Origin of the sequence: Alteromonas sp. Cnat2-8 (assembly GCF_022348355.1) — a bacterium.
Lineage (GTDB): Bacteria > Pseudomonadota > Gammaproteobacteria > Enterobacterales > Alteromonadaceae > Alteromonas > Alteromonas macleodii.
In genome coordinates this window covers 71860-97673 of sequence record NZ_JAKREX010000002.1, presented here as the reverse complement: position 1 = coordinate 97673, position 25814 = coordinate 71860, and the positions used below count along the sequence as shown (strand labels likewise).

The window sequence follows — 25814 nt, the reverse complement described above, 5'->3', positions numbered from 1 at the left end:
TGTAGTACGCCACTTCAAGCGCTCCTTTAACCCACAACATTAACTTTATCTTTATTAGACACACCATCGGGAGGGTTAGTAACGACGCGATCCGTTTCATTTAGCCCTTGTGCTATTTCCACAGTTCTCCCCAAATCTCTGGACAGTGAAATAGGCTTTATGATTATCTCGTTCTCTTCATTGACTGTAGCGACCAAAAGCCCTTGTGCATTAAAGATCAGTGCACTTGCAGGTATGGTGATGACAGGTGCAGGGCTCTCTAACGTTACTCTGATTTTCGCATAGCCTCCGGGCATCAATAAGCCCTCTTGATTACTTGCACTAAACTCTACGCGCGATGTGCCGCTAAGCGGGTTAACCGTTGAAGTGCGGCGCACAGCCTCTGCTACGAAAACTCTATCATCATATTCCGGAACAATAAGGTTTGCAGACGACCCCAACTCAACTACAGCGGCATATTTTTGTGGGATCTCCGCAAAGACTCTTAGCTTATCCGCTGAAACTATTCTGAATAAAGGCGGCATATCGCTTGAGCCAGCGTTAACTAAATCACCCACGTCCAAATTTCTCGCCACGATAGTGCCAGAAAAAGGAGCAATGACACGAGCAAGCTGCTTTTGCACCTTCCACTGCTGCAAACTTGCCTGTGCAGCTTTTACTGCCGATTGCGCAGCCAAATGCTCACTTCGCTTTTGCTCTACGTCTTGCTGGCTGACTACCTGTGTTTCAGCTAACCCTAACCACCGGTTTAACGTGCTTTGTGCCAGTGAAGCTTCAACCTTGCGGCGTTCTAACTCAGCATTTGCCTGATACATTTGCTGGTCGATATCCGGCGTCTCCAGTTCAGCAAGCACAGCCCCTTTTTCAACACGACTGCCTATATCAAAGTACCAATTGCTAACATACCCATCAACTCTGGCGAATATCGCTGTCGCTTGTTGAGCTTCCAATCTTGCTGGCAGTTCAATGACTTTACTTGTTTGCTCAACCGCAGGCGTTACTACTGCGACAGTAGGTATTTGCCGCTGCTCTGTCCATGCTTTGACTTCTTCACTATGAGCTTGCCGGTATAGCGTCCCTTCTACCACGATAGCTACTACCAAAAGGGTAATTCCTACAGCGAAAATTTTCACCTTTTGGGTGTTATTGATGGTTGCGTTAGACATTAGCGTCTCCTGTCGAAGGTTGAACATAGTTTTTGTGGAGCAAACTAAACAAAACGGGAACAAAGAAAAGCGTGGCCAAGGTCGCTACTAATAGGCCACCTATTACGGCTCTACCCAATGGGGCGTTTTGTTCTCCGCCTTCCCCTAAGCCTATCGCCATAGGCAACATGCCTATAATCATTGCCGAGGCTGTCATCAAAACGGGGCGCAATCGGGCGAAACCAGCAGCGATGGCAGCTTCACGAGCGCAGCCCAATTCACGGATTTTTTCACGAGCAAAACTGATAACTAGCACACTATTGGCGGTTGCCACGCCCATACACATGATTGCGCCAGTAAGTGCAGGTACACTGAACGTGGTTTTAGTGGCAAAAAGCATCCATAAAATTCCAGCTATCGCAAAAGGCAAAGCACAAATAATGACAAACGGATCTCGCCAAGACTGAAAATTGATAACAATGACAAAATAGATAAGACCAACCGCGCCTAACAGCCCCCATAGCAAACCGTTATACGCTTGGTTCATGGTGGCTACTTGCCCTTCAAGTTCAACGGTAGCCCCTTTCGGCTTACTTTCGGCCAAAGAATCAATCACTGAGCGAATATCCTCGCTAACTGCACCTAAGTCTCGCCCTTGCGTTGTTGCAAATATTTGAACCATAGGTCGAATGTTGTATTCCGACACAACACCGCTAATATTCGAGCGAGACAAACTTGCTACAGTACTCAACGTTATTGGAATGTCGCTGGCATTACTGGATGGCTGACTCAGCTGCAAGTTCTCTAGGGCGGACAAAGAGTCCAGTGCTCTCTGAGGTGTTTGCATAACAATGGGATAGCTCACTCCATTTTCAGGATTCAACCAAAACGTGGGCGCAACTTGCGCTGAACCCGACAAATTCACCACTAACGATTGACTAATATCACGCTGAGTTAGGCCGCCATAGGCCGCTTGGGTTCTATCTACCTCTATGTCTAACGACGGTGACTGTCGACTTTGCTGCACTCTTACGTCAGCAATTCCTGGTATCGCTCTTAACGCTTTAATTAGCGTGTTGGCGTAGTCGAAGTTGGCATCAAGGTCGTTCCCTCTAATCTGAATATCAATTGGCGATGGCGCACCAAAATTCAGGACCTGACTGACCATATCAGCGGGCAAGAACGAAAACGTCATATCGGGGAAGCGCTCAGGCAACACTTCGCGCAGGCGTTTAATATAAACGTCTGTTGGCGCGTGATCTTGTGCGAGTGAAATTTGTATGTCGCCGTCTTGCGAACCTATCATTCCATTGTTCGCATAAATGGTATTCATGCTTGAAATATACGTCCCCACGTTGTCCACCATAGCCGCCAGCTCATGCTCTGGAATGACTTCCCTTATCACCTTTTGTATGTCGCCGAAACGCGCAGCGGTCTCCTCAACACGCAAGCCAACAGGTGCTCTGGCATGAATGGATATTTGACCGCTATCAACGGTAGGGAAGAAATTTCGGCCAATAAACGGCATTAAGGCAAATGACACAATGGCAAAGCTAAGAAAACCCGCTAGGAATAATTTTCGACTCGCAATGGCTTTCGTAAGCACTTGCGAATAGCTATGTTGAAACGATTTGAAACCTTGTTCAAAGCGCTTGTGCCCCTTACTTAACCATAACGCCATTCCAGTTGGCGTGCGCACAGAATGATTGTTGTTTTCTACCAGAAGGTATTTGGCGAGTGTTGGAATGAGCGTTCGAGAAAGAAGAAAAGAAAACAGCATGGACAACATTACAGCTTCAGCCATTGGAACGAAGAGGTACTTCGGAATTCCCTGTAGAAAATACATAGGTACAAATACAATACATATACACAAAAGCGAAACAAAAGCAGGAGTTGCTATTTGCTGCGCTCCATCAATGATGGCGCTAACAACATCTTTCCCTTCTTCCAAATGAGCATTGATGCTTTCAATCGTAACGGTAGCCTCATCAACCAAAATACCTACTGCAAGAGCCAGCCCCCCTAGCGTCATAATATTTAACGTATGACCAAGAGCAGACATGACTGTCAGTGCTCCGAGGATAGAGAGCGGGATTGATACCGTCACAATGAGGGTTGAGCGCCAACTACCTAGGAACAGCAATATCATCAACGAGGTTAACAGTGCGGCAATAATACCCTCGAGTAGAACCGCGTTAACCGCGTTTTTCACGAAGAGAGATTGATCGCCAATTTGTTTAACTTCTAGCGTGTCAGGCATGGAGGGTTTAACTTCCTCTAAACGACGCTTAATGCCCTCTATGACATCTAATGTTGAGGTATTTCCATTTTTAAAGATGCTCATCAGCACCGAGCGACCGCCGTCTACGTGCACAATATTCGTTTGCACAGCGCTGCCGTCATACACGTCAGCAACTTCGCGAATATAGATAATGGTGCCATCTACTACGCGTATCGGTAAGTCTCCAATCTCCTCAATGGTTTTAGGAGCGTTATTTATTTGAATGGTATATTCATACTCACCAATCTTCTGCGTGCCAGCAGGAATAATGACGTTCTGCTCTGCCAGCGCATTTGCCACGTCTTGACCTGACAACCCCCTCGCCTGCAACGCGTCGGGGTCGAGGTCTATTTGAATTTGTCGTGACTTTCCACCAAACGGCCAAGGAATAGCCGTTCCCTGAACAGTGACAAGACGAGAGCGCAGCTGATTCATTGCTAAATCAGCTAGCTGTTGCTCGGTTAGCCCCTTCCCTGACAATGCCAGCTGAAGCACTGGTACAGTAGACGCACTGTAATTCATAATAAGCGGAGGCTGTGTTCCTGAAGGCATTTGACGAACCATGGTCTGCGCCACGGCCGTCACTTGTGCATTTGCCATATTAATGTCGACAGTGGGATGAAAATAAACTTTCACCACACCAAAACCGTTGTATGACGTCGCCTCCAGATGCTCAATATTATTAACCGTGCTGGTCAACGCCCTTTGAAATGGCGTGGTTATGCGCCCCGCCATTTCATCCGGAGGCAAACCTCGATATTGCCAAGCGATGGCGATGATAGGAATGTCTACATTAGGAAAGATATCCTTGGGCGTTTTTGCTGCCGTTATAGCTCCTAAAATCACGATTAATAGCGCCAACACCACGAAGGTGTACGGCTTATTCAGTGCAACTCTAACCAATGCGAGCATGGTTTTTCCTTAACAAAAAGTGACTAAGACAATGTCGACATATCAATTACAAACCGATACTTAACGTCACCTTTCGCTAGGCGTTCAAACGCTTGATTAACCTCTGATGCCTTAATTAATTCAATATCTGCAGTAATGTTGTGTTTATCGCAAAAGCCTAACATTTCTTGTGTTTCAGCAATTCCGCCAATGTTTGATCCGGAAAAGCTTCGGCGCCCCATAACGATATTAAAGGCACCTATTTCTAGCGGTTCTGGCGGTAACCCCACCAATACAACGCTGCCGTCAATGGCGAGTAAGTTCAAATACTCGTTCACGTCATGTTTGGCTGAAACCGTGTCAATGATAAGGTCTACTTTTGATGCGTATTCGGCCATTTTGACCTTGTCTGTCGAGACCACTGCGTCGTGTGCTCCCAGTCGTTTTGCATCAGCTGCTTTATTTTGTGATGTAGTAAAAACAATAACTTCAGCGCCCATTGCTTTGGCCATTTTTATCGCCATATGCCCTAAACCACCAAGACCGACAACACCAACTTTCTTGCCCTTGCCTGCGTTCCAGTGTCGCAACGGTGAATACACCGTAATACCTGCGCATAGCAATGGCGCAGCTGCCGCGAGGTCAAGTGATTCAGGCATTTTTAGTGTGTAAGCCTCTTTACACACATAGCTTTTTGAGAATCCACCGAACGTTTGGCCGCCTGAATATTTATCTGCCGAGTTAAACGAAAACGTTACGCCTTGCTCGCAGAATTGTTCTAACTTGCCATCACACGATGCGCAGCTGCCACACGAATCTACAATACATCCCACCGCAGCGAGATCACCTACTTTGAATTTGGTCACATCACTGCCAATTGCTGTGACTTTGCCTACGATTTCATGACCCGGTACCATTGGATATTGAGACATACCGAAGTCGTTTTGCATCTGATGGAGATCAGAGTGGCAAATCCCGCAATAGAGAACGTCAAACTGCACGTCGTCTGGCATAAGTTCTCGGCGAGAGATAGTAAGGGGACTTAACGTTGTTCCCGCTTTTTCTGCTACAAGTGCTTTTATTTCTGAAGCCATAACGCTCTCCGTAATCATCACTAGCCCCTGTGGCTAGTGCTCTAACTAAGTCATTTACAGATTACTCTGAGAGCGTCAGCTAATTAATTCGTTAAATACGCAAAGACTAATTAGTTTAATTCATGAATATCATTTATTTTCGAGAACAGAATCAGGATTTCGCACGCCGACTAGCGCTATAGCGTCTAGCTGGGTGCGAAATTCTGCTAATTCTTGTTGGCTAAATCTAACGTTCAATGCGCCCTGGTTTTCTCTTATATGATGTAATTTAGTGCTACCAGGGATTGGCACGATGAAGTCTCCCTGAGAAAGTACCCAAGCAAGTGAAAATTGAGCTGGCGTTAAGTTTCGTTCCGCTCCCCAGCTTCTCACTAGACCGAGGATTTTACGGTTATTAGCTAGTGCTTCAGGAGTAAAATAAGGCACTGACGATAGTCTTGATTCATCAGAAAATCGGCTGTATTCGTTAAACTTATCTGCCAAATAACCTCGGCACACAGCCCCCCAAGGAACAAAGCCAATGCCTAGCTCTTTGCAGGTGTCTAGTACCTGATTTTCCATCGCTCTTTCAATAATTGAATACTCGCTTTGCACGGCGCTTACAGGGAATTCCTTGTGAGCTCTACGGATCGTATCGGGCGATACCTCTGACAGCCCAAAGTGTCGGGCTTTCCCTTCTTTAACAAGTTCACTCACTGTGCCTGCAACGTCTTCAATGGGCACGTTTGGATCTGCTCTGTGAAGGTAGAGCAAATCGATACGATCAGTTTGCAGTCGGGATAACATCCCCTCCACAGCCTTTCTGACGGAGGCAGGCCTGGCGTCTCTTCCACTTCGCTGACTGTTGGAAAAATCAAAACCGAACTTACTGGCCAGGATCACGTTGTTTCTAATGGGCTTTAATGCTTCCCCCACCAAAGTTTCATTGGTAAAAGGGCCGTAAACTTCCGCTGTATCAAAAAAAGTAACGCCTTCATCGAAAGCGCCTCGAATTACAGGCTCCATTTCAGCAACGCTTCTCGGCGGGTTGTAGCTACCACTGCTCATGCTCATACACCCTAAACCTAATGGCGAAACTTCTAGCTCTCCAAGCTTTCGCGCTATGCGTTGATAAGCGCTTGAATGAACAGCCGATGGTGATTTAGCAATAGCGGACTCGTGAATTCCAGTGGCCATTCCTGCGCCAACCAGCGCAGATGCTTTAATGAAATAACGACGTCCCATAGCTGTAGCTGACTCGTCTTTTGCGTGTTGGTCTTTTTCAATCGACATAAAACCTTCCAAATTGAATTGCATAAACTAGGAAATAGAAAAATGGATGACATCAAACGCTTTTGGAGTTTTTTTGACTCAGATAGATAGCACGGTGCCTGTTGAAGGTAGGCTAATTTACTGGCGTAGAGCTGCGTCAAATGACTGTTTAACCCTACCGAGTCTTACAGGTACACACTATTGAAATTAATCGCTAAGAAAGATGAATTTTATTAATAAATGAGATGTTGAAGGTGTTGGTTGAGCTCACAAAGACTTGCTAGAAAACAGTCCTTGCGAGCTAAATGATGACGCTTTTCGCTCAGCAAAATCGGTTGGGGAGATTACTTCAAATATACGGTTTTACCGGTTTTGGCACTTTCTCTAGCCGCATCAAGAATTTCTACTACCACCATATTGTTTTCCAGCGCAGATAGGTCATAAGGTGATATAGAAATTTCCTCGTTGATGAGTGCTTTGAAATAGTGGAAAGGGTCGTTATATGGCGCAGCTCGTTCAGGCAGGGTAAGTGTTGTTTCTTCAAAGTCGTCGTACCCTTTCGCAATGCGCATTCGGTAGTTATGACGATTGTCGGCATATACTGCGCCTGTCTCACCGTAAATTTCCATATCCTTGCGCCCTATTGGCCAGTTCCAAGAACCTTGCACAATGGCATTGGCGTTTTCATAGCCTAGAATAATGATAGATTCGTCATCTACCTGAGGGTTGTTTTCTGCTTGAAGCTGTTGAGTGATTGCCGTTACGCTCTGCGGCTTTTTCCCTTCCATCAGCCAAGTCATAAGGTTTGCACCATAGCAACCGAAGTCGACAATCGCGCCGCCTCCGTTTTGCTTCGGATCAACAAGCCAGTCTAAAAACTCACTGTTAATGCCAAGTTTCGCTGGCCCCTTATGACCATCGCGTACTATGACTTTGCGAATGTCGCCAACTTCGTCATTCTTTATTGCTTCATACGCTTTATGATTGGTGGGATACCACGTGGTTTCATAGTTGGTGAGTAGATGAATGTTGTGCTTTGTGGCGAGGGCTTCCATTTCCGATGCGTGTTCCATATTAATCGCAAGGGGCTTCTCAACCATAACGTGAACGCCGCGCGGCGCCGCCTTTTGCACGACTTCTAAATGCTCGTAAATGGTACCAAACGCAGCGACCGCCTGAACGTCTTGTTCAGCGAACATGGCGTCCATCGAATCATACACTTTGTCCATGGAGTAGTTGTGCTGCGTGGCATAACGCTGAGCCAGATCTTTGTTTTGCTCAACAATGCCAACAATCTCAAATTGGCCTTGCTTTTCGCTTTCGAAAATCCAATGAACATGGGTGTGGGTTAACCCAACCACACCTATTTTTAGCTTATCCGAAGCGTGTGCACTGCCAAAAGACAACGCAACCAATAGCGCGCTTAAAAACCTGCCCACCGTTCTTCTCATCTTTATTCCTTTAAATGTTTTTTAGACGCTACTAAAGCGCGTCAATCGATTCGCTAGGCTCAGTAAACCACACAGGGCCATCTTCGGTCATATAAAAGTGATCTTCTAAGCGAATACCGAACTCGTTTGGTACTACGATCATAGGTTCGTTACTAAAACACATACCAGATGCTAGCGGGTGAGGATTGTCTTTCACCAAATAAGGCCATTCGTGAATATCCATACCGATGCCGTGCCCGGTTCGATGGGGCAAACCTGGTAAGTTATAGTCTGGTCCTAAGCCATCTTTAGCTAAGCTGTCTCGCGCGGCTTTATCAACATCGCCACAGGGAACACCAACTTTTGCAGCGTTAAATGCAGCAAGCTGCGCGCGCTTTTCGCTTTCCCATAATGCTCGTTGCTTATCGGTTGGCTCACCAAAACAATAGGTTCTTGTGATATCAGAGAGGTAGCCATGCACCTTACAGCCAGTATCAATCAATACTAAGTCGTTCTTCTTTAGTACTTGAGGGTCTTTAACGCCGTGGGGAAACGAGGTGGCTTTTCCAAAAAGTACAATGCAAAAATAGTTACCAGCGGCCCCCACTTTCTTATGTGCATCGTTAATAAATGCTTCAACTTCTGTCGTGGTAATACCTTCATAAAGCATACTGGCAGTCGCTTTGTGCACAGCTAGGGTCATGTCCATAGCGCGTTGAATAAGCGCGAGTTCACTTTCAGATTTGTGCATGCGACAGTGTGCTGTTACCTCTGCACCATTGATAATTTGCCAAGATTGGCCAAGCATCTTGTTCAAACCATCTACGATAAAAAACTGGGTCGACTCATCCACACCCAGTTTATCGCCTCCAGCGGTGTTCAGTTTTTCTAGCATAGCTATGACAAGCGCATATGGGCTCTCGTGCTCTTGCCAGCCAATTATGTCGCCTTCCACTAATTTGCGTTCGTTTAAAGAGTCGATTTCAAAGGTAGGAGCTAGATATACAAGGTCACCTTTTGCAGGCAAGAGCGCACCGACTAAACGCTCACTGGCGTACCACTGCATACCTGTAAAATACGCTAAGTTAGTACCAGCGTTTAAGTAGAGCGCACCAATGCCATTTTCCTGCATATAATGCTGCGCCTTGGCAATGCGGGCGTTGTATTCAGAGAGTTCTATGGGGCGAAGGTCGCCTGTCATGTTGACAAGGCTATCTAAAGCCTGTTGTGGTGTTTTTGTGCCTATTATTTTGCCCATTTTTTTCCCTACACTGGCGCAAGGCTGATTGTCTATTGAAGTGCTTATCAGCCCGCCTTAACTATGAATTTATTAAAACGGGCTCACTGTACAACATTCAATAGGAATGTCGAGATAAGCAGAGGTGGCTAGACCTTTTGTACTGCGTACTAAAAGATAAACACTCTCTTATGATTCGCAGCGCTTTAAAGCGCACTTTTCCACGCGGCTTCTGGCAACAAGTACAAGCCTTTTTCGCTTTTTGCACCTTCATTCACGATATAGCCGATGCCCGCAGCCATGACAGCCAAAGTTACGTCAAAGGCATTAATGCTGTCACCATAGCCCGCAGTTAAGTTAAACATAGAGCCATCGGCTAGAAGATACAGTGTTTTATCGCCCAGTTTATAGGCATTTACATAAGGCATTGGCTCACTGTGAGTAGCATTGTTTTTAAGGTAAGGCACATCAATTTCTTGGGCTACATGGCCTACGTTTAAAATAAACGTTCCGTCTTTCATGTTGTCTAGATGACTCGAATTCACCACGCCATACGCGCCAGTTGCAGTGGCAATAACATCAGCCTGGCTAGCGGCCTCATTTAAATCGACCACTGACCAGCCGTCGTATTTCGCTTGAAGTGCTCTTGCTGGATCAAGTTCTGCCACTTGAACCTGTGCCCCAAACGCTTTAGCCGAGGCAGCAACGCCCTGCCCTACCAAACCATAACCAATAACAACCACTACTTTTTCGTGCAAGGTTAAATGAGTGGTTTGGAAGAAAGTTTGCCATGCGCTTAAGCCCACCATGTGCCTGTTGTGAAGCCCTTCTTTTACCGGCAAATCATCCCAGTTAAAAATTGGGTAGTTTGGCGCCATACCATTTAAACGGTTAATGCCAGAGCCCGTTGCTTCTAAGCTCGATACAATGCTCGGTACTGGTTTACTTGCTTTTATATTTTCGTGAAGTCGAGTTGTCAGATCAGCGCCCATTTCACACAAATGGGTAGGTTGCCACGCCAGCGCTTTATCGAATGACTCAGACCAGTCAGCCTCGCTCATATCACGCCATGCATGGGCCGTTGCGCCTTTATCAACAAGGTAAGACACCACGTCATCTTGCACTGTAGTGGGGTTACACGTGGTAAGAAAAATGTCGCATCCTCGTGAAAGTAGCCCTTCAACCAAAGGCGCCATTTTCAAATCTAAATGCATGTTGCAAGCAAGTTTAACGTTCGACAGATCGGGAAGTGATGCAATGGCATTACGAGTGCGCGGCATATGAAGGCTAGCCCACGCCAACTCTGCTTGAAAATCTTGGTACATGAAAAGGATACTCTGAGAAAATGAAAAGCAGAATCATACGTGAGAATGCTGTATTTATAAATCAGCTAGATACTTTCCTGAATTTCTCCTCTCGGTTATTTTCTCTTATTCTGAATCTTCCTCCCAAACCACCACTTTGTTTCGACCTTTTGCTTTCGCTAGGTACAAGGCTTGGTCTGACTGTTTAATGAGAACATTGACATTCTCTTCGCCTGGCGAGGTTCCTGCCACACCTATACTTACTGTCACTCGTATGAATTTGTTAATGTCGTGGGTGAAAAGGTGTACGCGGAGATTCTCGGCAATTTGCTTGGCGTAATGCACCCGAGTATTGGGCAAAAATACCAAAAACTCTTCGCCGCCCCAGCGAAAGGTAATGTCAGAGCCCCTAACTTGCCCTTTAATTTCTTCAGCGACTTTTTTCAGCACCTTGTCACCCATGTCGTGACCATATTTATCGTTGATACCTTTAAACCAATCAATATCAATGAGCATAACCGACATGAACTTATTACTGCGCTTTCCCATCTCCCAAATAGGATAAACCAAGTCTTCAAAAGCTCGCCGATTATAAAGCGACGTAAGTGGATCGAGCCTTGCGTCACGCTCGGCGTTTCTGCGCGCTTGCTGTACTTGTTTGTAGTTAAATGCCAGTGAGATAGATAGTAAAGACATTTCCAACACCATGCCGATTTCAATGCCTCTAAATGCCCATTTCGAGTATGGAATAAGCCCCCATGTGGCTAGACTCGACACCATCGCACCGCCGGTTCCGCATAAAATGGCTGGAAGGAAAAATTTAGCTAATGTGTCGCCATTACGGTAGGCAAAAATTCCTATCAACAACATCCAAATCGCTATTGTTGTTAAAACGGCAAGCTGCGACATCACCGCGAAAGAGCGACTTCCAATCAACACAATGATGACAGCGAGTGCGCCCAATGCGCCATAAATATACTTCCTACACCGATAGAGCTTTGGTAGATAGAGTTGGGTATTAAGAAACTCGATGGTGAATCTTACCGCACTGAACAAATACAAAAACATTAGCGCGGGCAAAAGCCACTGTTGAAGGAATATCGATTCTGACCAAAGCCACCAGAAACCATGACCGGTATAAGTGAAGTTAAATAGCAAAAACGAGAGAAGGTATAAGGAATAAAGCAGGTAGCGCCGTTCTTTGAGATAGGAGTATAGAACCAAGTTGTAGACCAATAAAATAACGAGTGCGCCGTACAACGCGCCATAAAAATACGCATTTTCCGTTGTCTTGTTTTTGGCAACTACTGGTGGCCCTACGTATATGGGGATCGTCATAGGATCTTCAGAGGAAAATCGAAAAACCACCAGCGTTTCAGGCTGGGTAAATCGATAGAATACAGAAGGCATTCGCGCGTTTTCAAAGCGAGCACTATGCACCTGATTATCACCAAGTTTTACATGACGCTTTCTTTGACCGTTTTCGAAAAAATAGAGGTCGATATCGTCTAGCCACGCATTATCTATTTCTATTTTCAGAGGAAGAAAAGGTACGTTTATTGTGCTATTTTTAGCAATACGAGTAACAAGAACACCATATGTATCTAATTCAACAGCTAACACACCCCAAACCGTGTTACCAGTGAACCCATAACTAACGCGCCCTTTAGTATTTTTTATCAGTGTATTCTGCTGATATTTAGTCAGGATGTCTTCAGCAGTAAGCTGACTACCTTCCTCGTAATACATCCACAGCTTGTCGTTAACTAACTGCATTTTATCTAAAGACGCAGTACTTTTAGCGTAAGCGTGAGAGAGCCCGCCCCACAAGCAATTAACTATTACAAAACCAATAAATAAAAGAAGTGCTTTCATACATCAATTCTTTTGAATAGGGGCTTTTAAACACAGGGCAAGCTTTTGTATCGGCAACCCTTTCTTATATAAATATTAAGTTACGCTTATCAAAACCGTTTGTGAATAGGTTAAATTCATCAATATTCTACAAATGCGTTTTTATGTTGTTTCGTTTCCACATGTAAAGGCTTACGTATCTTTTATGCTTAGTTTTATTACCAGCACGCTAATTCCTGTTTTGATCCTTCTGTTAATGGGATGGCTATTTTTTCGCATTAAATGGCTCAATGAAGGGTTTATAGAAGCTGGATCTAAACTGGTATTTAACGTTGCGCTCCCTGCGCTATTATTTTTATCGATAGCGCGAGCAGACTTTTCTAAAGCCGCCAACCTATCGCTGATAGGCGTTGGAGTTATGGGCACGCTCATTGTTTTTGCCGCTCTGATGATTACCTCTCATCTGACCGTACATCCGTACAAAGCCAGAGGTGTGGTTGTACAAGGCGGTTTCAGAGCCAATATGGGCATTATTGGCCTTGCTTATTGTGCCAATACCTATGGGCAAGAAGGGCTTGCTGTAGCCTCGGTCTATATGGGGTGTATTACTATATTGTTTAACGTATTGTCTGTCTTTGTTCTTAATTTTTATCAAGGCACGTCGCGTTCTTTGTTGGGTCAAGTTACTGGCATGGCGAAAAACCCGCTAATTCTTTCCATTGCTTCGGCACTACCCTTTTCCTATTTCGAATGGCAGCTTCCAAGTACACTGATAAAAACAGGGGAGTATTTCGCCCAACTCACACTACCGCTAGCACTTATCTGTACAGGAGCTTCACTACAGTTTCGCTCCTTTTCAAACGACTGGTTAAATATAACAATAAGTACAATAAGTAAGTGTGCCATCTATCCAATGGTCTTAGTTTCTATGGCCTATTTATTTGAGTTTAGGGGAATGGAGTTAGGCATTGTTCTTCTCATGGCTATTTCTCCCACTGCTGCTGCAAGTTATGTCATGGTAAGAAATCTAGGAGGAGACTACCGCTTAGCGGCTAGCATAATCGCGATAAGCACTTTATTGTCTCTACCTATCACTGCGCTTGCTTTTGGCTTACTCCATAAATATCAACTCGTTTAATTGAAAACCACGTACTTTTTCTTTATTCGTGCAAGATAATCACTTACTAACCCCAAATGTCTTATCTTTTTATCGCTACTAAATGAAATAAAATCATATACATCGCTGAGTTAATGTACATCATCGTGTTTCAGCGATTGGTATTAGCTAGCGAACGCGATACATGCCATAGTGTTTGTACGTATTCATGTTATTTCAACCGAGCTTCGTTTATGTATAGTTATGTTAAAACTGCGCTGGCTTACGGCATCATTTTCTTATTTTCTTGGCCTTCTGTTGTAACAGCACAAGAAGACTTGTCCTTTGATATGCGCCTTACTACGATGCCTTATCCGTTTGAAGTAAACCTATTTGAGTTAGCTTCCCAAGGACAACAGCTCGAAATGGCCTACATGTATTTACCCCCAAAAAAGGGAAAAACTGTAGTAACACTCTTTCATGGTAAAAATTTCAACGGCGCGTATTGGAAAACTACCGCTCAGCTATTACAAAGCCACGGCTTCGGCGTACTTATACCCGATCAAATAGGGTTTGGAAAATCATCAAAACCCACTCAATATCAGTACAGCTTTGCGACTCTAGCGAACAATACTCGGCAATTACTAAGTTCTCTAGGCATTGAAAAAAGCATTATTGTGGGTCATTCAATGGGCGGAATGCTCGCTACGCGATTTGCTTTACTCTATCCTGATACCAGTGAAAAATTGGTGTTAATTAACCCAATTGGTCTCGAAAATTATCTTCTTTATCAATCGTATACCGACATTGAAAAAGTTTATCAAAGTGAGCTAAAAAAGACCCCAGAAATGATAGTCAACTATCAAACAAAAAACTATTACGATGGCACTTGGAATGACGCATTTGCGCAACACGCCAAATTTCTGCAAGGCTGGATAAATGGGCCTGATTGGACAACGTTAGCCAGAGTAAATGCGCTAACTTACGACATGATTTTCACTCAGCCCGTTGTAGAAGAGTTTAACGCCTTAACGCTTCCTACTGCGCTCATATTGGGCACACGTGATCGCACTGCGCCTGGTAGAGCAAACAAACGAGAAGGGGTTTCTAGAGAATTAGGTCGCTATGACAAGCTAGGTGGCGAAGTTAAATTACGAAATAACAATATTAATGTAATTGAACTAGAAGGATTGGGACATTTACCCCATATTGAAGATTTTGAAAGTTTTGCACCTGTTTTCCTAAAAACTATTGCCTTTACACACATGGAGCAGAAAAACTAAATGCCCCCGTTAAGCAGGCAAATAGATTATTAAAGAAATATTTAATAATCAGAGTATTAGCTAAAATTAAAAGCGCCGGGTAACTCGACGTTAACCCGGCGAAAAAGGCGTAACAGACGTCGCCCTAATCTGCTTCGATCTCACCCTCTTCAATGGCCACAACGCGACGTGCTTCAACGTAGGTTTTAATAGCCCAAAGTGTCTCTTGGTCTAAGATAGGATCGGTTTGACCTTCAGGAATACCGCCAAGTGCAGGCATGCCTTTCGCCGAGCCAAAACGCAAGCGCTCAACGAACCATTCGTCGTCTTCAAAACTTTCTGGGTCGAGTTCTCGAAGGTCTGGGTTTATTCCACCAGACTGCGCGTGCAAGCCGTGACAACCTGCACAGTTATTTGCATAAGCTGACTCACCAAACTTGATGACCTTCGTTTTGGTTTCTTCATCAATGCTTCGATATGGGTTTTCAAACACCCAGCCATTTTCAGACTCATCGCCATCAGTGATTGGCGGCATAGCTGAGCTATCTGCTCCTTGAGGGATAACATTTCCATGTGCAAGCACGTGGCCAGACAAGCCAGTTACCACGAGTGCCGCAAACAACATCGATATTTTTGTTTTCATAATTCATACATCCTCAAAAGACTATGAATTAAGTATACGTACGAGGAAATAAGGGGTAACTCTACTTTGGTTTTGAAAGGCTCCTCCTTTGGTAGGAGGCCACAATGATAGCCACTGAATTCGCAAGCTTTACAATTGCTGCTTCAACGTTAGTGCTAAAGTCAGAGTCGAAATAACGCCCATAAGAATGACGAAGACTTACCTTGCCAACAGGTAAATGAATAGGTGAAGAAAAAAAGGCCAGCGCACCTAGGCGCTGGCCATGTATTAATCACTGTTTACTGCTCATCTAAGGTTAGTTTTTTGCCACCTGCTGATAGCGCTTGGGCAATTTAAACGTCCACACGGTGCCGCCTTGGTTGAAGTGCTTCACGCGTTTTGCAACTTCACCGCCCCATAATGGCACTGCGCCACCCCATCCTGATAGTACAGAGATGTACTGCTCACCATCCATCTCCCATGTCACTGGAGAGCCAACAATACCTGAGCCAGTTTGGAACTTGTAAACCATTTCGCCAGTTTTGTCGTCAAAGGCCATCAGATAACCTTCAGGGTTACCGGTCCAAACCAGACCACCACCTGTAGTTAACACGCCGCCCCAAAGTGGAGAGAAGTTGTTATAGCGCCAAACGGTTTTACCTGTTTTAGGGTCAATCGCTTTAAGTACGCCGATAAAGTCCTCATTCACTGATTTAATGGTGAAACCAGCACCTAAGTACGCTGCACCTTTCTTGTAAGAGGTAGGCTCGTTCCAGATATCCATTTCCCATTCGTTTGAAGGCACATAGAAGAGTTCAGTATCCTTGGAATAGGCCATTGGCATCCAGTTTTTACCACCTAAGAACGCAGGGCGAGCGACAACCTGTGCACCTTGTTTACCATCAGCTGATTGCGCTGGGCTTCCTGGGCGATTTTCTTCAATGTAGATAGGTCGACCTTTTTCATCCAGTCCCTTTGCCCAGTTTAATTTATCAACAAACGGGAAGCCGCGGATAAAGTCACCGTTTTCGCGGTTAAGGACGTAGAAAAAGCCGTTTCTGTCGGCGGTTGCCGCCGCTTTCACTGTCTTGCCGTTTTCCTGGTAATCAAACGAGATAAGCTCGTTTACGCCATCGAAGTCCCAGCCATCGTGTGGTGTGGTTTGGAAGTGCCACACAATTTTGCCTGTATTAGGGTCGATAGCTAAGCGCGACGACGAGAAGTAGTTATCGCCCGGACGTAGGTGAGAGTTCCACGGTGCAGGGTTACCCGTACCGAAAAATAGCAAGCCTGTATCTGAGTCGTAAGTACCGCCTAGCCACGTTGCTGCACCACCGGTTTTCCATAAATCAGCAGGCCATGTTTTACCTGGCGCGCCACCTGAGATTCCATTCTCGGTTTTCTTACCGTCTTTCCATAAGTACCCCATGTGCCCTTCAACGGTAGGTCTAACCCATAGCTGTTTGCCAGACTTCGCGTCGTAAGCATACACTTTACCGACGATCCCGAACTCACCACCGGAAATCCCTGTAATGACTTTTCCGTCAACTACGATAGGCGCTGCAGTAATGGCGTAGCCCGCTCGATAGTCTTCAACCTTTTTCTTCCAAACGGTTTTGCCCGTGTCTTTATCCAGTGCTACTAACTTGGCGTCCAAGGTGCCAAATATGACCAGGTTATCGTAAAGCGCAACGCCACGGTTTATCACGTCACAGCAAGGCATAATGCCGTCGGGCAAACGCGCCTCATACTGCCATAGCTCTTCACCAGTTCTCGCATCGATGGCCCACACACGAGAGTAAGATCCGGTTACATACATCACACCATCTTTTACCAGAGGTTGCGATTCTTGACCCCGCTGCTTTTCACCACCTAATGAAAACGCCCACACAGGACGTACTTCTTCTACTGTATCGCGGTTAATGGCGGTGAGCGGGCTGTAGCGCTGAGCTTTCAAGCCCATTCCATACGTCACTACGTCGTCAGTGGTAACGTGGTCATTTTGAATATCTTTGTCGGTGACAACAGCATGGACAGGAGTTAACGCACTTGCACAAACCAGCATAGATAGGGCAAGTTTTTTAATTGGCATATTATTATTCATAACGGTTCCTAGTTGCATGTAGGCCATAAATGGTCTGTTTCAGACTATTCGTTAGGATTAGCATAGCTAGGGGGGATGTTGATGCCTATGCAACAGCGGAGTGATTTGACTCCTCCTTTAGGAGGAGGAATGAAGGGCTATTTTCCCTTTTGTTTAACACCTTTACGCTTTCACGTCTTTTTAAACTAATGCGTGACTGATAACGGCGCTAGAGGTGAGAAGGCAATTGGCCATAGAGTTATTGCCTAATGTACTATCGCTCTGAACGCTATTGGTCACATGCTTTTATACTGAATTATCTTATTCTGAACTTTCATTCCCCGCAAAATAAGGCGGCATCTCGTAAATAGTTTTGTATTTCTCAAATAACCGTTGCATATCACCCTCTACCACCATTCGCGTAATTACATCACCAATTTCATAGCCTAGTGCGCGATAATTAGTATGAACAGCAAGTCCTATGTCCCACTTTTGCTTTCCGATGAGCGGAAACGCGTTGCTTGCAAGGCGATATTGCTCATTATCAACAAACTGACTGAGGTAGGATATTTGCGAGCGCAATCCCATTACCGCTTCGACGGTTCCTGCTTTCATTGCGTCAAACGCTTCTGCGTTTGAGCCATAGTGCGATGTTTTTTCTCGCAATCGGCCGCCAAACGCTGACGTTAAGTAAAAGTGGGGAATGCTGTCTATTTCCGCACCAATCGTGTGATACTGAAACATGCCCATGGTTTCCACTTCGGGCAAGGTGTGCGTGTTGTGAATGATTTGCCAGCTTTCACGCTGATAAGGGGCAAGCATATGAACAAGCTCATTAACCAATAAGCCCACGTCGTCACGTTTTTGAGAAAAACTGGGGTCGTAAGGCGCGCGCATCATCACATCGGCCTTAATGCGGTGGATAATATGGCCCTTCCATAAGTAATTTCTGAAATCGTCTTCTGTCGTTTCACCTGGTGTCATCCATATCAGTTCTAGCTCAACACCAAGGGCGCTCGCGATTTCACGGGCGATATCAATATCAATTCCAGTGGGGCTGTCGTTTTCAATAAATGAAAATGGAGGATAGTCGGTGTACACCGCAATTCTAATTAAACCGCTGTCTTTAATATCGTCTAACGATCTTGCTTCCCCGAACGCAGAAAGCGCAGAACCCGTTATCAGGCAGAGTAAAATGAAAATAACTCGAAAAGGTTTAACTAACTGCACAGCTTACCCACTTATTCAATCGAACTTCTTAAGCATACTAAGGGGTTAGCGTGATTTTACTAATGCTACTTTAGCGCCATAGCATTCCTCCTTTAGGAGGATGTTCTTCGGGAAAATTGCCATATACCCTTATGTCAGACAAACAGATATCAGCAAAAGCATGCAGCTGAGCTCGGGGTGGTATATGGCAAAGGGTGTAAAAAGCACGGTTGAAAGACGATTAACCGGTAAGCGTTATCAAAAGTGTGTAGCGTCACTTTTTTGCTGCGTTCTGTTGTCGTTTTTAAACAGCGCGCTCGCGTTTAATGAAGCGCAACCTTCACATGCTCAACAAGCTGCACCACAGGCCTCTTTTGCCACTATTGTGGTCATTTACATAAAAGTTGCAGGCACATCTCCACCAGGCACACCAGACTATTTAAAGTCCCCCAGCAATGAGGGGACAGCTGGCGCAAGTGTGGCGATAGAGGATGCCAATATCACGGGAAAATTTCTTGGTTATCAGTTTGAGTTAACTGAAATCAGTGTGCCTTCTATCGGCGAACTACAAGCTTCTTTAGCTAAAACACACCAGCACTCTAGATCAAGTGCTAACGCAAATCACAAAGAAATAAGCAGCAATCAGCAAGGCAACATTGCACCCGTTGTACTACTGGACATGCGAAGCAGTGATAAGGTAAAGGCTGCCTCAATTGAGCAGTTGATTGCCACTATACAACGCACGCTTCCTAATGCCGTATTTTTTAACGTAGCTAATAGCGATGATTTGCTGAGACAAAATTCATGTCGCCTGCCCTTGTTTCATACAAACCCCAGTTATCAGATGAAAGCCGACGCGCTAGCCCAGTGGTTTCGCACTAAGCGTATTGACGAGATATTTGCAGTTTACGGAAAAACCGCTGACGATGCTGCATACCTAGCCGCGTTTAAACGCAGCGCTAAAAAATTTAAGCTTTCACTTGTTGAAACTAAACAGTGGCAGGACAGTTTTGATTTACGCAGGGCTGCCTTTGCTGAAATTCCTCAATTTACGCGAACAAGAGAAACCTATCAGGCCGTTTTTACCGCCGATAGCGCGGCGCAATTCGCGTATAGCCTACCCTTTAACACCTATTATCCCGTACCTGTGGTAGGCGCTGCCGGCCTAAAAGCACTAGGTTGGCACTTTACCCACGAACAATGGGGCGCCCGTCAGCTTCAAAGCCGTTTTAACGACGGGTTTAACAGACACATGAATGAAGTCGACTTCGCCGCGTATCTTGCGGTAACGGCGGTGGCAAATGCTGCGCAGCAAGGAAGCGATTTAACGCAGCAGGGAATACTTAAAACCTTGCTTAGCGACCACTACACGCTGGGTGCCTATAAAGGCCGCCCTCTTTCTATTCGCCCCTACACCCACCAATTTCGTCAGCCTATTGCGCTGGCCCACGAAGACGCATTGGTGACTCATGCGCCCCTTGAAGGCTTTTTGCACCAAACCAACGAACTGGACACATTAGGCGCAACACACACTACCTGTAAGGACAAGTTATGAGCTATCGCTTTGCACTCTTGCTTGGCAGTTTAATGGCAAGCTTTGCCTTTGCACTTCCCCAAGCCTTTGCACTTCCTCAAGCGTATGTCACTAACGAAAAAGACAACACGCTATCTGTCATTGATATGACGACATTTGATGTGGTTGAAACTATCGAGGTTGGAGAGCGACCCCGAGGGTTTATTTTAAGTGCAGACCAGTCCCACGCGTATATCTGTGCCTCTGATGCTGATCGCATTCAAATTATGGATTTGTCTACCCATTCCATAGTGGGCGATCTTCCCTCAGGTGCAGATCCTGAAACCATAGCATTACATCCTAACGGCACCACTATTTACACAGCTAATGAAGACGATGCCCTTCTTACTGTTATCGACATTCCAACGGCTCAGGTCATTTCTCAGATAGATGTGGGCGTAGAGCCTGAGGGGCTGGCAGTGAGTCACGACGGCAGCATGATGGTAGTCACATCAGAAACCACTAACATGGTGCACTGGATAGATACCCAAACGCACGAAAATATTGCGAATAGCTTGGTTGATGCAAGACCCAGAGATGCTCACTTTACCAGAGATGACAAGTACCTTTGGGTAAGCTCGGAAATAGGTGGCACCGTCAGTATTTTCGATACTGCTACAAAGCAAAAAGTGAAGACCCTTTCCTTTGCCATTAAAGGCGTTTATCGCGACAAGGTTCAGCCAGTGGGTATTGTGCTTATGAAAGATAAGCCCTACGCCTTCGTGGCGCTTGGCCCAGCGAATCGCATAGCGGTCATCAATACCGATACCTTTGAAGTGGAAGACTACATTTTGGTTGGGCGACGAGTGTGGCAATTAGCGTTTAACCAAGATCAGTCTTTATTGCTGACCACTAACGGTGTAAGCGGTGATGTTTCTGTCATCAATACTCACACGTTAAACGTAGAGCATACGGTAAAAGTGGGGCGTTACCCTTGGGGCGTGGCGGTTAAATGGAAATAGCGGTTCAAGCGGTTTCACATCAGTACGGCGGCCACCACGCGCTGGACAATATAAATCTTTGCCTAAAACCAGGCTTAACCATGCTGCTTGGGCCAAATGGCGCAGGCAAAAGTACCTTATTTGCGCTTATTACGGGCCTTCAAAAACTCACGCAAGGCAGCATTACCTTTGATGGTGCTACCCTGTCTCAATCTCGCACAAGTATTATGGCGAAAATGGGCGTGGTATTTCAGCAAAGTACCTTAGATATCGACTTATCAGTAAAACAAAATTTGTCCTACTTTGCTTCGCTCCACGGCATAAGTACCACTAGCTCGCTATCTCATATTCAAGGCCTGCTCGACGAGCTCGATCTTACGAGTAAGCTCAACACAAAAGTTCGCAACTTAAATGGCGGGCACAGACGTCGGGTCGAGTTAGCTCGCTGCCTTATTCACAAGCCATCCTTGCTGCTATTAGACGAGCCTACCGTTGGCTTAGACATAGAATCCCGTCATCTTATTTTGCGGGTAGTACAAGCACTCGCTCATTCGCAAAACGTAAGTGTACTGTGGGCCACGCATTTATTTGAAGAAGTGAAGCACAACAACAACTTGATAGTCTTATCAAAAGGACGAGTGTTAGCCCACAACCAATGTGAAGCCTTGTTAGCCAAGTATCATCAACAAGATATTGAGCACCTTTGGCAGCATTTGATGCAGGAAGGCTCCTGATGTATTGGCGCTGTTTTGTGGGCGTACTTACCCGAGAGATGCTGAAGTTCTGGCAGCAACGTACACGCCTGTTAAGTGCATTGGTGCGCCCGCTGCTTTGGCTATTTGTTTTTGCCGCAGGGTTTCGTTCGGCCCTCGGTCTTTCAATGACCGAGCCTTACGAGAGTTATATTTTGTACGAAGAGTACATTGTACCTGGGCTTGCCGCCATGATTGTGCTTTTTAATAGTATGCAAAGTTCACTGTCCATGGTGTACGACAGAGAAATGGGCAGCATGAAAGTACTGCTGTTAAGCCCGGTTCCCCGCCCTTTTCTGCTAGGCAGTAAGCTTATAGCCAACACCTTGGTAAGCGCTATTCAGGTGTACATCTTCTTTGCCTTTGCGCTTTTACTAGATGTACGCCTATCTGCGTTGGGATACGTTTATGCGTTGCCTGTTATTGCACTACTGTCATTGTTTTTAGGTTCGTTAGGATTATTACTAGCAAACTATATTAAGCAGCTAGAGAACTTTGCCGGGGTCATGAACTTTGTCATTTTCCCATTGTTCTTTCTATCAAGCGCCCTATACCCGCTTTGGAAAATGCGTGAGGCCAGCGAATGGCTGTATCAGATTTGCGCCTTTAACCCCTTTAGTAGCGGCGTAGAATTACTGCGATTTGCGCTCTATGAAAAACTCGAACACAACGCGCTTGCCGTTGTACTTTGTCTTACGGCTATCACTTTTATTTTCGCTGTGAGAAGCTTTCGCCCCAAAGCCTCAAAAGGGCGCTTCTCGTGATAAAAGCAAACTTAACCTGGTCTAATGAAAGCAATAAAATTGAAACGTTAGACGATAGTGACTGCTTACTAATTTTAACTACATCCACGTTGTTGGCGAGCCAACTCTTTCACTTTTCAACACCCGCTAAGACATACATTGAGCAGATTTTTGACGATGAAGGTTTTGCAGGAAATAAAGGCCAATGTGTATTCGTACAAGGCCTTAAGGCGTTTAAAACAAGTTACATCCCAGACATTGAAAACAGCGGAAAAAACAAAATTAGCCAACAATTAGCTGAAGTAAAACGGGTGCTGTTTTATGGTGTCGATTTTGCGCTTTTTGAAGCGTCAGATGCACCCAACGTCTCTAGCCGTGCCTCGACTTTATCTAAAACTAATGACCCTTCCATGGTTAACCGCTCAAGCTACGCTAGCGATTCAAACTCCGCGTTTTATTCGAAAATCACTAGTGAATTGAAGCAAACTAACGCGCCAGCATTTCGCTACTTAGAACAGCAGTTCGATGCATTGTTTAAAAAGCTTAAAAGCGTGTCGGTAACCTTGGAAAAACTGTCGTTTATGGCGCTTTCTACCACTGAAACAGCAAGCAGTGACCCTGTTAACACCATTGCAAGCCACTCACCATTTCTGAGTGCGCTACTTAGAAGCTATTTCAAGCACGGTTATCACTTTAAGGGCTATAAGACGAATAATCGTTCGGTTTCTAGCAGTCGAGCCCGCGATGGCAACAACAACGCAACTAGTGTTGAAAAAAACGCAGCAACTAATGAAGCAATTAACCAAGCAACTGATATTAGAGGCACGCTGTCTCTTGCATTAGATGCCAAGCATTTTAATAAAGCGCAAAAGCGTCTCGTTTCACACACTATCCGCTATGAATCAGCCCTTAATGACGCGATGACGTGGGCTAAAGATCTCGCCCACATGCCAGCCAACTTATGTACGCCAGATTATCTGGCCGAACAAGCTCTGCATCTGGCGCAAACCTTTAATACGGTGTCTTGCGATATCCTCAATGAAAGTGCGCTAAAGCAGTTAGGCATGAACGGGTATTTAGCGGTAAATGCAGGTTCACAGTTTGCTGCCACCATGCCTATTCTTCGCTATACAGCCAAAGGTTTAGAGAATTCACCGCCAGTAGTGTTAATTGGCAAAGGTGTAACCTTTGACAGCGGCGGCATAACGTTAAAACGCAGCCCTGATATGCGCCATATGATTTACGACATGGCAGGCGCTGGCTGCGTATTGGGCGTCATTCAGGCGGTTGCCACACTGGGGTTAAATATAAATATTATTGGTATTGTGGCGAGCGCCGATAATGCAATTGATGGCAAAGCCTATCGCCCAGGTGACATTATTACTATGCACTCAGGAAAAACCGTGGAAGTCATGAGCACCGATGCAGAAGGGCGTATGCTTATGGCCGATGCAATCAGCTACGCGAAACAGTTCTCCCCCTCGGTTATTATTGATATTGCAACCTTAACCGGCGCGGCTATTAGCGCACTGGGGTACAAAGCCACTGCGCTTTTTAGCAACGCTCCAGCGCTTGAAAGTGCGTTAGTTGAAGCGGGTGAACAGGCTAACGACAGGTGCTGGCCTTTCCCACTGTGGCCAGAATATCAAGACGCCATCACCTCTCAACATGCGGATATGATGAATACGGGTATAAACTCTCCCGGTGCTATTTCGGCAGGCTGCTTTCTCTCTCGCTTTGCTGACGGCACGCCGTGGGCTCACCTCGATGTAGCAGGAACCGCTTTTACCTACACCAAATCGTTATCGGCGACCGGCCGCCCTATTCCTTTGCTGTTATCTTACTTAAGCAGCTGCGCAATCAAAAATAATCAATAAATCATCAAAATTCATGACAGTTCTCCTCCCTTAGGAGGATATCTGTTAACACATATTCAACATATACTCAGTCATGCGTTTAATCATAAAGAAGAGGAACAATTATGTGGACTAAACCCCAATACACAGAAATGCGCCTTGGTTTTGAAGTAACTCTTTACATCAATAACCGCTAGGCAACGCCCTCTGGGATGATGAACAAAAAGGCTGCCGATGCAGCCTTTTTTTACTTGTAGTATGGAGTTGTTATGCACGTATTGATTCTTGGTGCTGCCGCCGGGGGTGGATTTCCGCAATGGAACTGCCACTGCCCCAATTGTAAGGGTTTACGCGAAGGTAAAATAAAGGCGAAAGGCAGAACACAGTCGAGCATTGCTGTCAGTAGCGATGGTAAAAATTGGGTTCTCATTAATGCCTCCCCCGATTTAAGGGAGCAGATAAATAGCCATCCGCAGCTGTGGCCCGACGCCCATGTGTCTCGCGGCACACGCATAAGCGCAATTGTGCTTACCGACAGTCAAATAGACCATACTACAGGCCTGCTAACATTGCGCGAAGGCTTACCCCTTCCCGTTTATTGTACCGATGTTGTGGCCGAAGACCTAACCACCAGCTTCCCGCTTTTTACCGTATTAAAACACTGGCACGGCGGACTACAGCAGCATTCAATTAATACCGATTATCATCAACGCTTTGTACCAAAGGGGGCAGAAGGCCTGACTTTCCAACCCGTGGTATTAGAGTCTAATGCGCCCCCTTACTCGACGTATCGCGACAACATTGTGCCGGGCAACAATATCGGCCTGAAGATAACTGACGACACCACGGGCAACGTGCTTTTTTACGCGCCGGGATGTATGCAGGCAAACGACACAGTAAAACAGGTGATGCGCGAATCCCACTGCGTGCTATTTGACGGTACGCTGTGGGCCAATGAAGAAATGATAGATCACGGCTTTAGCAACAAGCTGGGCACTGATATGGGACACATGCCGGTTAATGGAAAGGGCGGAGCCATTGCGCTGCTAAATGAATTTAACGTTAAGCGTAAAGTACTAATTCATATCAACAACACAAATCGCGTGCTTGACGAAGATTCCAGTGCTTATCACAGCCTGTGTGAGCAAGGCATTGAATTGGCTTACGACGGTATGGAAATTGAGGTGTAG

General features: G+C 45.6%; 19 protein-coding genes. 8 read left to right on the top strand and 11 right to left on the bottom strand.

The window, feature by feature from the left end; genetic code table 11:
- Positions 1 to 26: 26 nt before the first annotated feature.
- The 8 genes from MHN00_RS04650 to MHN00_RS04615 all read right to left on the bottom strand — a co-directional run bounded on the left by MHN00_RS04650 (position 27) and on the right by MHN00_RS04615 (position 12508).
- Complete coding sequence (locus MHN00_RS04650; protein WP_239300452.1) at positions 27 to 1166, bottom strand: efflux RND transporter periplasmic adaptor subunit; 1140 nt, start codon at positions 1164 to 1166, stop codon at positions 27 to 29.
- The gene (locus tag MHN00_RS04645) at positions 1159 to 4338 is read right to left on the bottom strand and encodes an efflux RND transporter permease subunit (RefSeq protein WP_239300451.1); all 3180 of its coding nucleotides are present in this window, start codon (positions 4336 to 4338) and stop codon (positions 1159 to 1161) included. Before MHN00_RS04645 ends, MHN00_RS04650 begins: the two co-directional genes overlap by 8 nt.
- Positions 4339 to 4361: 23 nt before the next feature.
- Positions 4362 to 5411, bottom strand: coding sequence for an NAD(P)-dependent alcohol dehydrogenase (locus MHN00_RS04640; protein ID WP_069944916.1), 1050 nt, complete (start codon positions 5409 to 5411; stop codon positions 4362 to 4364).
- A gap of 129 nt (positions 5412 to 5540) precedes the next feature.
- Positions 5541 to 6683, bottom strand: a complete 1143-nt coding sequence (locus MHN00_RS04635; protein ID WP_239300449.1) for an aldo/keto reductase — start codon at positions 6681 to 6683, stop codon at positions 5541 to 5543.
- Positions 6684 to 7006: 323 nt separating this feature from the next.
- Positions 7007 to 8113, bottom strand: coding sequence for a Gfo/Idh/MocA family oxidoreductase (locus MHN00_RS04630; RefSeq protein WP_039226003.1), 1107 nt, complete (start codon positions 8111 to 8113; stop codon positions 7007 to 7009).
- 31 nt (positions 8114 to 8144) lie between these two features.
- Complete coding sequence (locus tag MHN00_RS04625; protein WP_039226002.1) at positions 8145 to 9350, bottom strand: Xaa-Pro peptidase family protein; 1206 nt, start codon at positions 9348 to 9350, stop codon at positions 8145 to 8147.
- 185 nt (positions 9351 to 9535) lie between these two features.
- Positions 9536 to 10654 (bottom strand): adenosylhomocysteinase, encoded by a 1119-nt coding sequence (locus MHN00_RS04620; protein WP_239300447.1) that lies wholly within the window; start codon positions 10652 to 10654, stop codon positions 9536 to 9538.
- 105 nt (positions 10655 to 10759) lie between these two features.
- Complete coding sequence (locus MHN00_RS04615; protein ID WP_110288121.1) at positions 10760 to 12508, bottom strand: diguanylate cyclase; 1749 nt, start codon at positions 12506 to 12508, stop codon at positions 10760 to 10762.
- Positions 12509 to 12692: 184 nt separating this feature from the next.
- Here MHN00_RS04615 and MHN00_RS04610 point away from each other — a divergent pair, with 184 nt between their 5' ends.
- Positions 12693 to 13625, top strand: coding sequence for an AEC family transporter (locus tag MHN00_RS04610; protein ID WP_044583767.1), 933 nt, complete (start codon positions 12693 to 12695; stop codon positions 13623 to 13625).
- A gap of 212 nt (positions 13626 to 13837) precedes the next feature.
- The gene (locus MHN00_RS04605) at positions 13838 to 14866 is read left to right on the top strand and encodes an alpha/beta hydrolase (RefSeq protein ID WP_239300445.1); all 1029 of its coding nucleotides are present in this window, start codon (positions 13838 to 13840) and stop codon (positions 14864 to 14866) included.
- A gap of 124 nt (positions 14867 to 14990) precedes the next feature.
- On the opposite strand, the gene pedF is transcribed toward MHN00_RS04605, so the two are convergent.
- From pedF to MHN00_RS04590, 3 genes are all read right to left on the bottom strand, one after another.
- Positions 14991 to 15488: a cytochrome c-550 PedF gene (gene pedF, locus MHN00_RS04600; RefSeq protein ID WP_239300443.1), complete on the bottom strand. Its 498-nt coding sequence runs from the start codon at positions 15486 to 15488 to the stop codon at positions 14991 to 14993.
- 295 nt (positions 15489 to 15783) lie between these two features.
- Entirely contained in the window at positions 15784 to 17571 is a 1788-nt protein-coding gene (locus MHN00_RS04595) for a PQQ-dependent methanol/ethanol family dehydrogenase (protein ID WP_014977357.1), read from the bottom strand.
- Between the two features lie 300 nt (positions 17572 to 17871).
- Positions 17872 to 18780 (bottom strand): ABC transporter substrate-binding protein, encoded by a 909-nt coding sequence (locus MHN00_RS04590; RefSeq protein ID WP_239300441.1) that lies wholly within the window; start codon positions 18778 to 18780, stop codon positions 17872 to 17874.
- 184 nt (positions 18781 to 18964) lie between these two features.
- On the opposite strand from MHN00_RS04590, the gene MHN00_RS04585 reads away from it, so the two are divergent.
- From MHN00_RS04585 to pqqB, 6 genes are all read left to right on the top strand, one after another.
- Positions 18965 to 20314: a hypothetical protein gene (locus MHN00_RS04585; RefSeq protein ID WP_239300439.1), complete on the top strand. Its 1350-nt coding sequence runs from the start codon at positions 18965 to 18967 to the stop codon at positions 20312 to 20314.
- On the top strand, positions 20311 to 21294 hold the full coding sequence (locus MHN00_RS04580; RefSeq protein WP_239300437.1) for a PQQ-dependent catabolism-associated beta-propeller protein: 984 nt from the start codon (positions 20311 to 20313) through the stop codon (positions 21292 to 21294). The genes MHN00_RS04585 and MHN00_RS04580 overlap by 4 nt, the downstream gene beginning before the upstream one ends.
- Positions 21285 to 22007: an ATP-binding cassette domain-containing protein gene (locus tag MHN00_RS04575; protein ID WP_239300435.1), complete on the top strand. Its 723-nt coding sequence runs from the start codon at positions 21285 to 21287 to the stop codon at positions 22005 to 22007. Before MHN00_RS04580 ends, MHN00_RS04575 begins: the two co-directional genes overlap by 10 nt.
- A complete protein-coding gene (locus tag MHN00_RS04570) occupies positions 22007 to 22789 on the top strand; it encodes an ABC transporter permease (protein WP_015068005.1) in 783 nt (260 codons plus the stop codon). Before MHN00_RS04575 ends, MHN00_RS04570 begins: the two co-directional genes overlap by 1 nt.
- Positions 22786 to 24645, top strand: coding sequence for a leucyl aminopeptidase (locus MHN00_RS04565; RefSeq protein ID WP_239300433.1), 1860 nt, complete (start codon positions 22786 to 22788; stop codon positions 24643 to 24645). The genes MHN00_RS04570 and MHN00_RS04565 overlap by 4 nt, the downstream gene beginning before the upstream one ends.
- Before the next feature lie 248 nt (positions 24646 to 24893).
- The gene (gene pqqB, locus MHN00_RS04560; protein WP_039225988.1) at positions 24894 to 25814 is read left to right on the top strand and encodes a pyrroloquinoline quinone biosynthesis protein PqqB; all 921 of its coding nucleotides are present in this window, start codon (positions 24894 to 24896) and stop codon (positions 25812 to 25814) included.

Bases quoted from the DNA above. Each gene is read 5' to 3' on its own strand.
- MHN00_RS04650 (WP_239300452.1), bottom strand. From the start codon at position 1,166: ATGTCTAACGCAACCATCAATAACACCCAAAAGGTGAAAATTTTCGCT.
- MHN00_RS04645 (WP_239300451.1), bottom strand. From the start codon at position 4,338: ATGCTCGCATTGGTTAGAGTTGCACTGAATAAGCCGTACACCTTCGTG.
- MHN00_RS04640 (WP_069944916.1), bottom strand. From the start codon at position 5,411: ATGGCTTCAGAAATAAAAGCACTTGTAGCAGAAAAAGCGGGAACAACG.
- MHN00_RS04635 (WP_239300449.1), bottom strand. From the start codon at position 6,683: ATGTCGATTGAAAAAGACCAACACGCAAAAGACGAGTCAGCTACAGCT.
- MHN00_RS04630 (WP_039226003.1), bottom strand. From the start codon at position 8,113: ATGAGAAGAACGGTGGGCAGGTTTTTAAGCGCGCTATTGGTTGCGTTG.
- MHN00_RS04625 (WP_039226002.1), bottom strand. From the start codon at position 9,350: ATGGGCAAAATAATAGGCACAAAAACACCACAACAGGCTTTAGATAGC.
- MHN00_RS04620 (WP_239300447.1), bottom strand. From the start codon at position 10,654: ATGTACCAAGATTTTCAAGCAGAGTTGGCGTGGGCTAGCCTTCATATG.
- MHN00_RS04615 (WP_110288121.1), bottom strand. From the start codon at position 12,508: ATGAAAGCACTTCTTTTATTTATTGGTTTTGTAATAGTTAATTGCTTG.
- MHN00_RS04610 (WP_044583767.1), top strand. From the start codon at position 12,693: ATGCTTAGTTTTATTACCAGCACGCTAATTCCTGTTTTGATCCTTCTG.
- MHN00_RS04605 (WP_239300445.1), top strand. From the start codon at position 13,838: ATGTATAGTTATGTTAAAACTGCGCTGGCTTACGGCATCATTTTCTTA.
- pedF (WP_239300443.1), bottom strand. From the start codon at position 15,488: ATGAAAACAAAAATATCGATGTTGTTTGCGGCACTCGTGGTAACTGGC.
- MHN00_RS04595 (WP_014977357.1), bottom strand. From the start codon at position 17,571: ATGAATAATAATATGCCAATTAAAAAACTTGCCCTATCTATGCTGGTT.
- MHN00_RS04585 (WP_239300439.1), top strand. From the start codon at position 18,965: ATGGCAAAGGGTGTAAAAAGCACGGTTGAAAGACGATTAACCGGTAAG.
- MHN00_RS04580 (WP_239300437.1), top strand. From the start codon at position 20,311: ATGAGCTATCGCTTTGCACTCTTGCTTGGCAGTTTAATGGCAAGCTTT.
- MHN00_RS04575 (WP_239300435.1), top strand. From the start codon at position 21,285: ATGGAAATAGCGGTTCAAGCGGTTTCACATCAGTACGGCGGCCACCAC.
- MHN00_RS04570 (WP_015068005.1), top strand. From the start codon at position 22,007: ATGTATTGGCGCTGTTTTGTGGGCGTACTTACCCGAGAGATGCTGAAG.
- pqqB (WP_039225988.1), top strand. From the start codon at position 24,894: ATGCACGTATTGATTCTTGGTGCTGCCGCCGGGGGTGGATTTCCGCAA.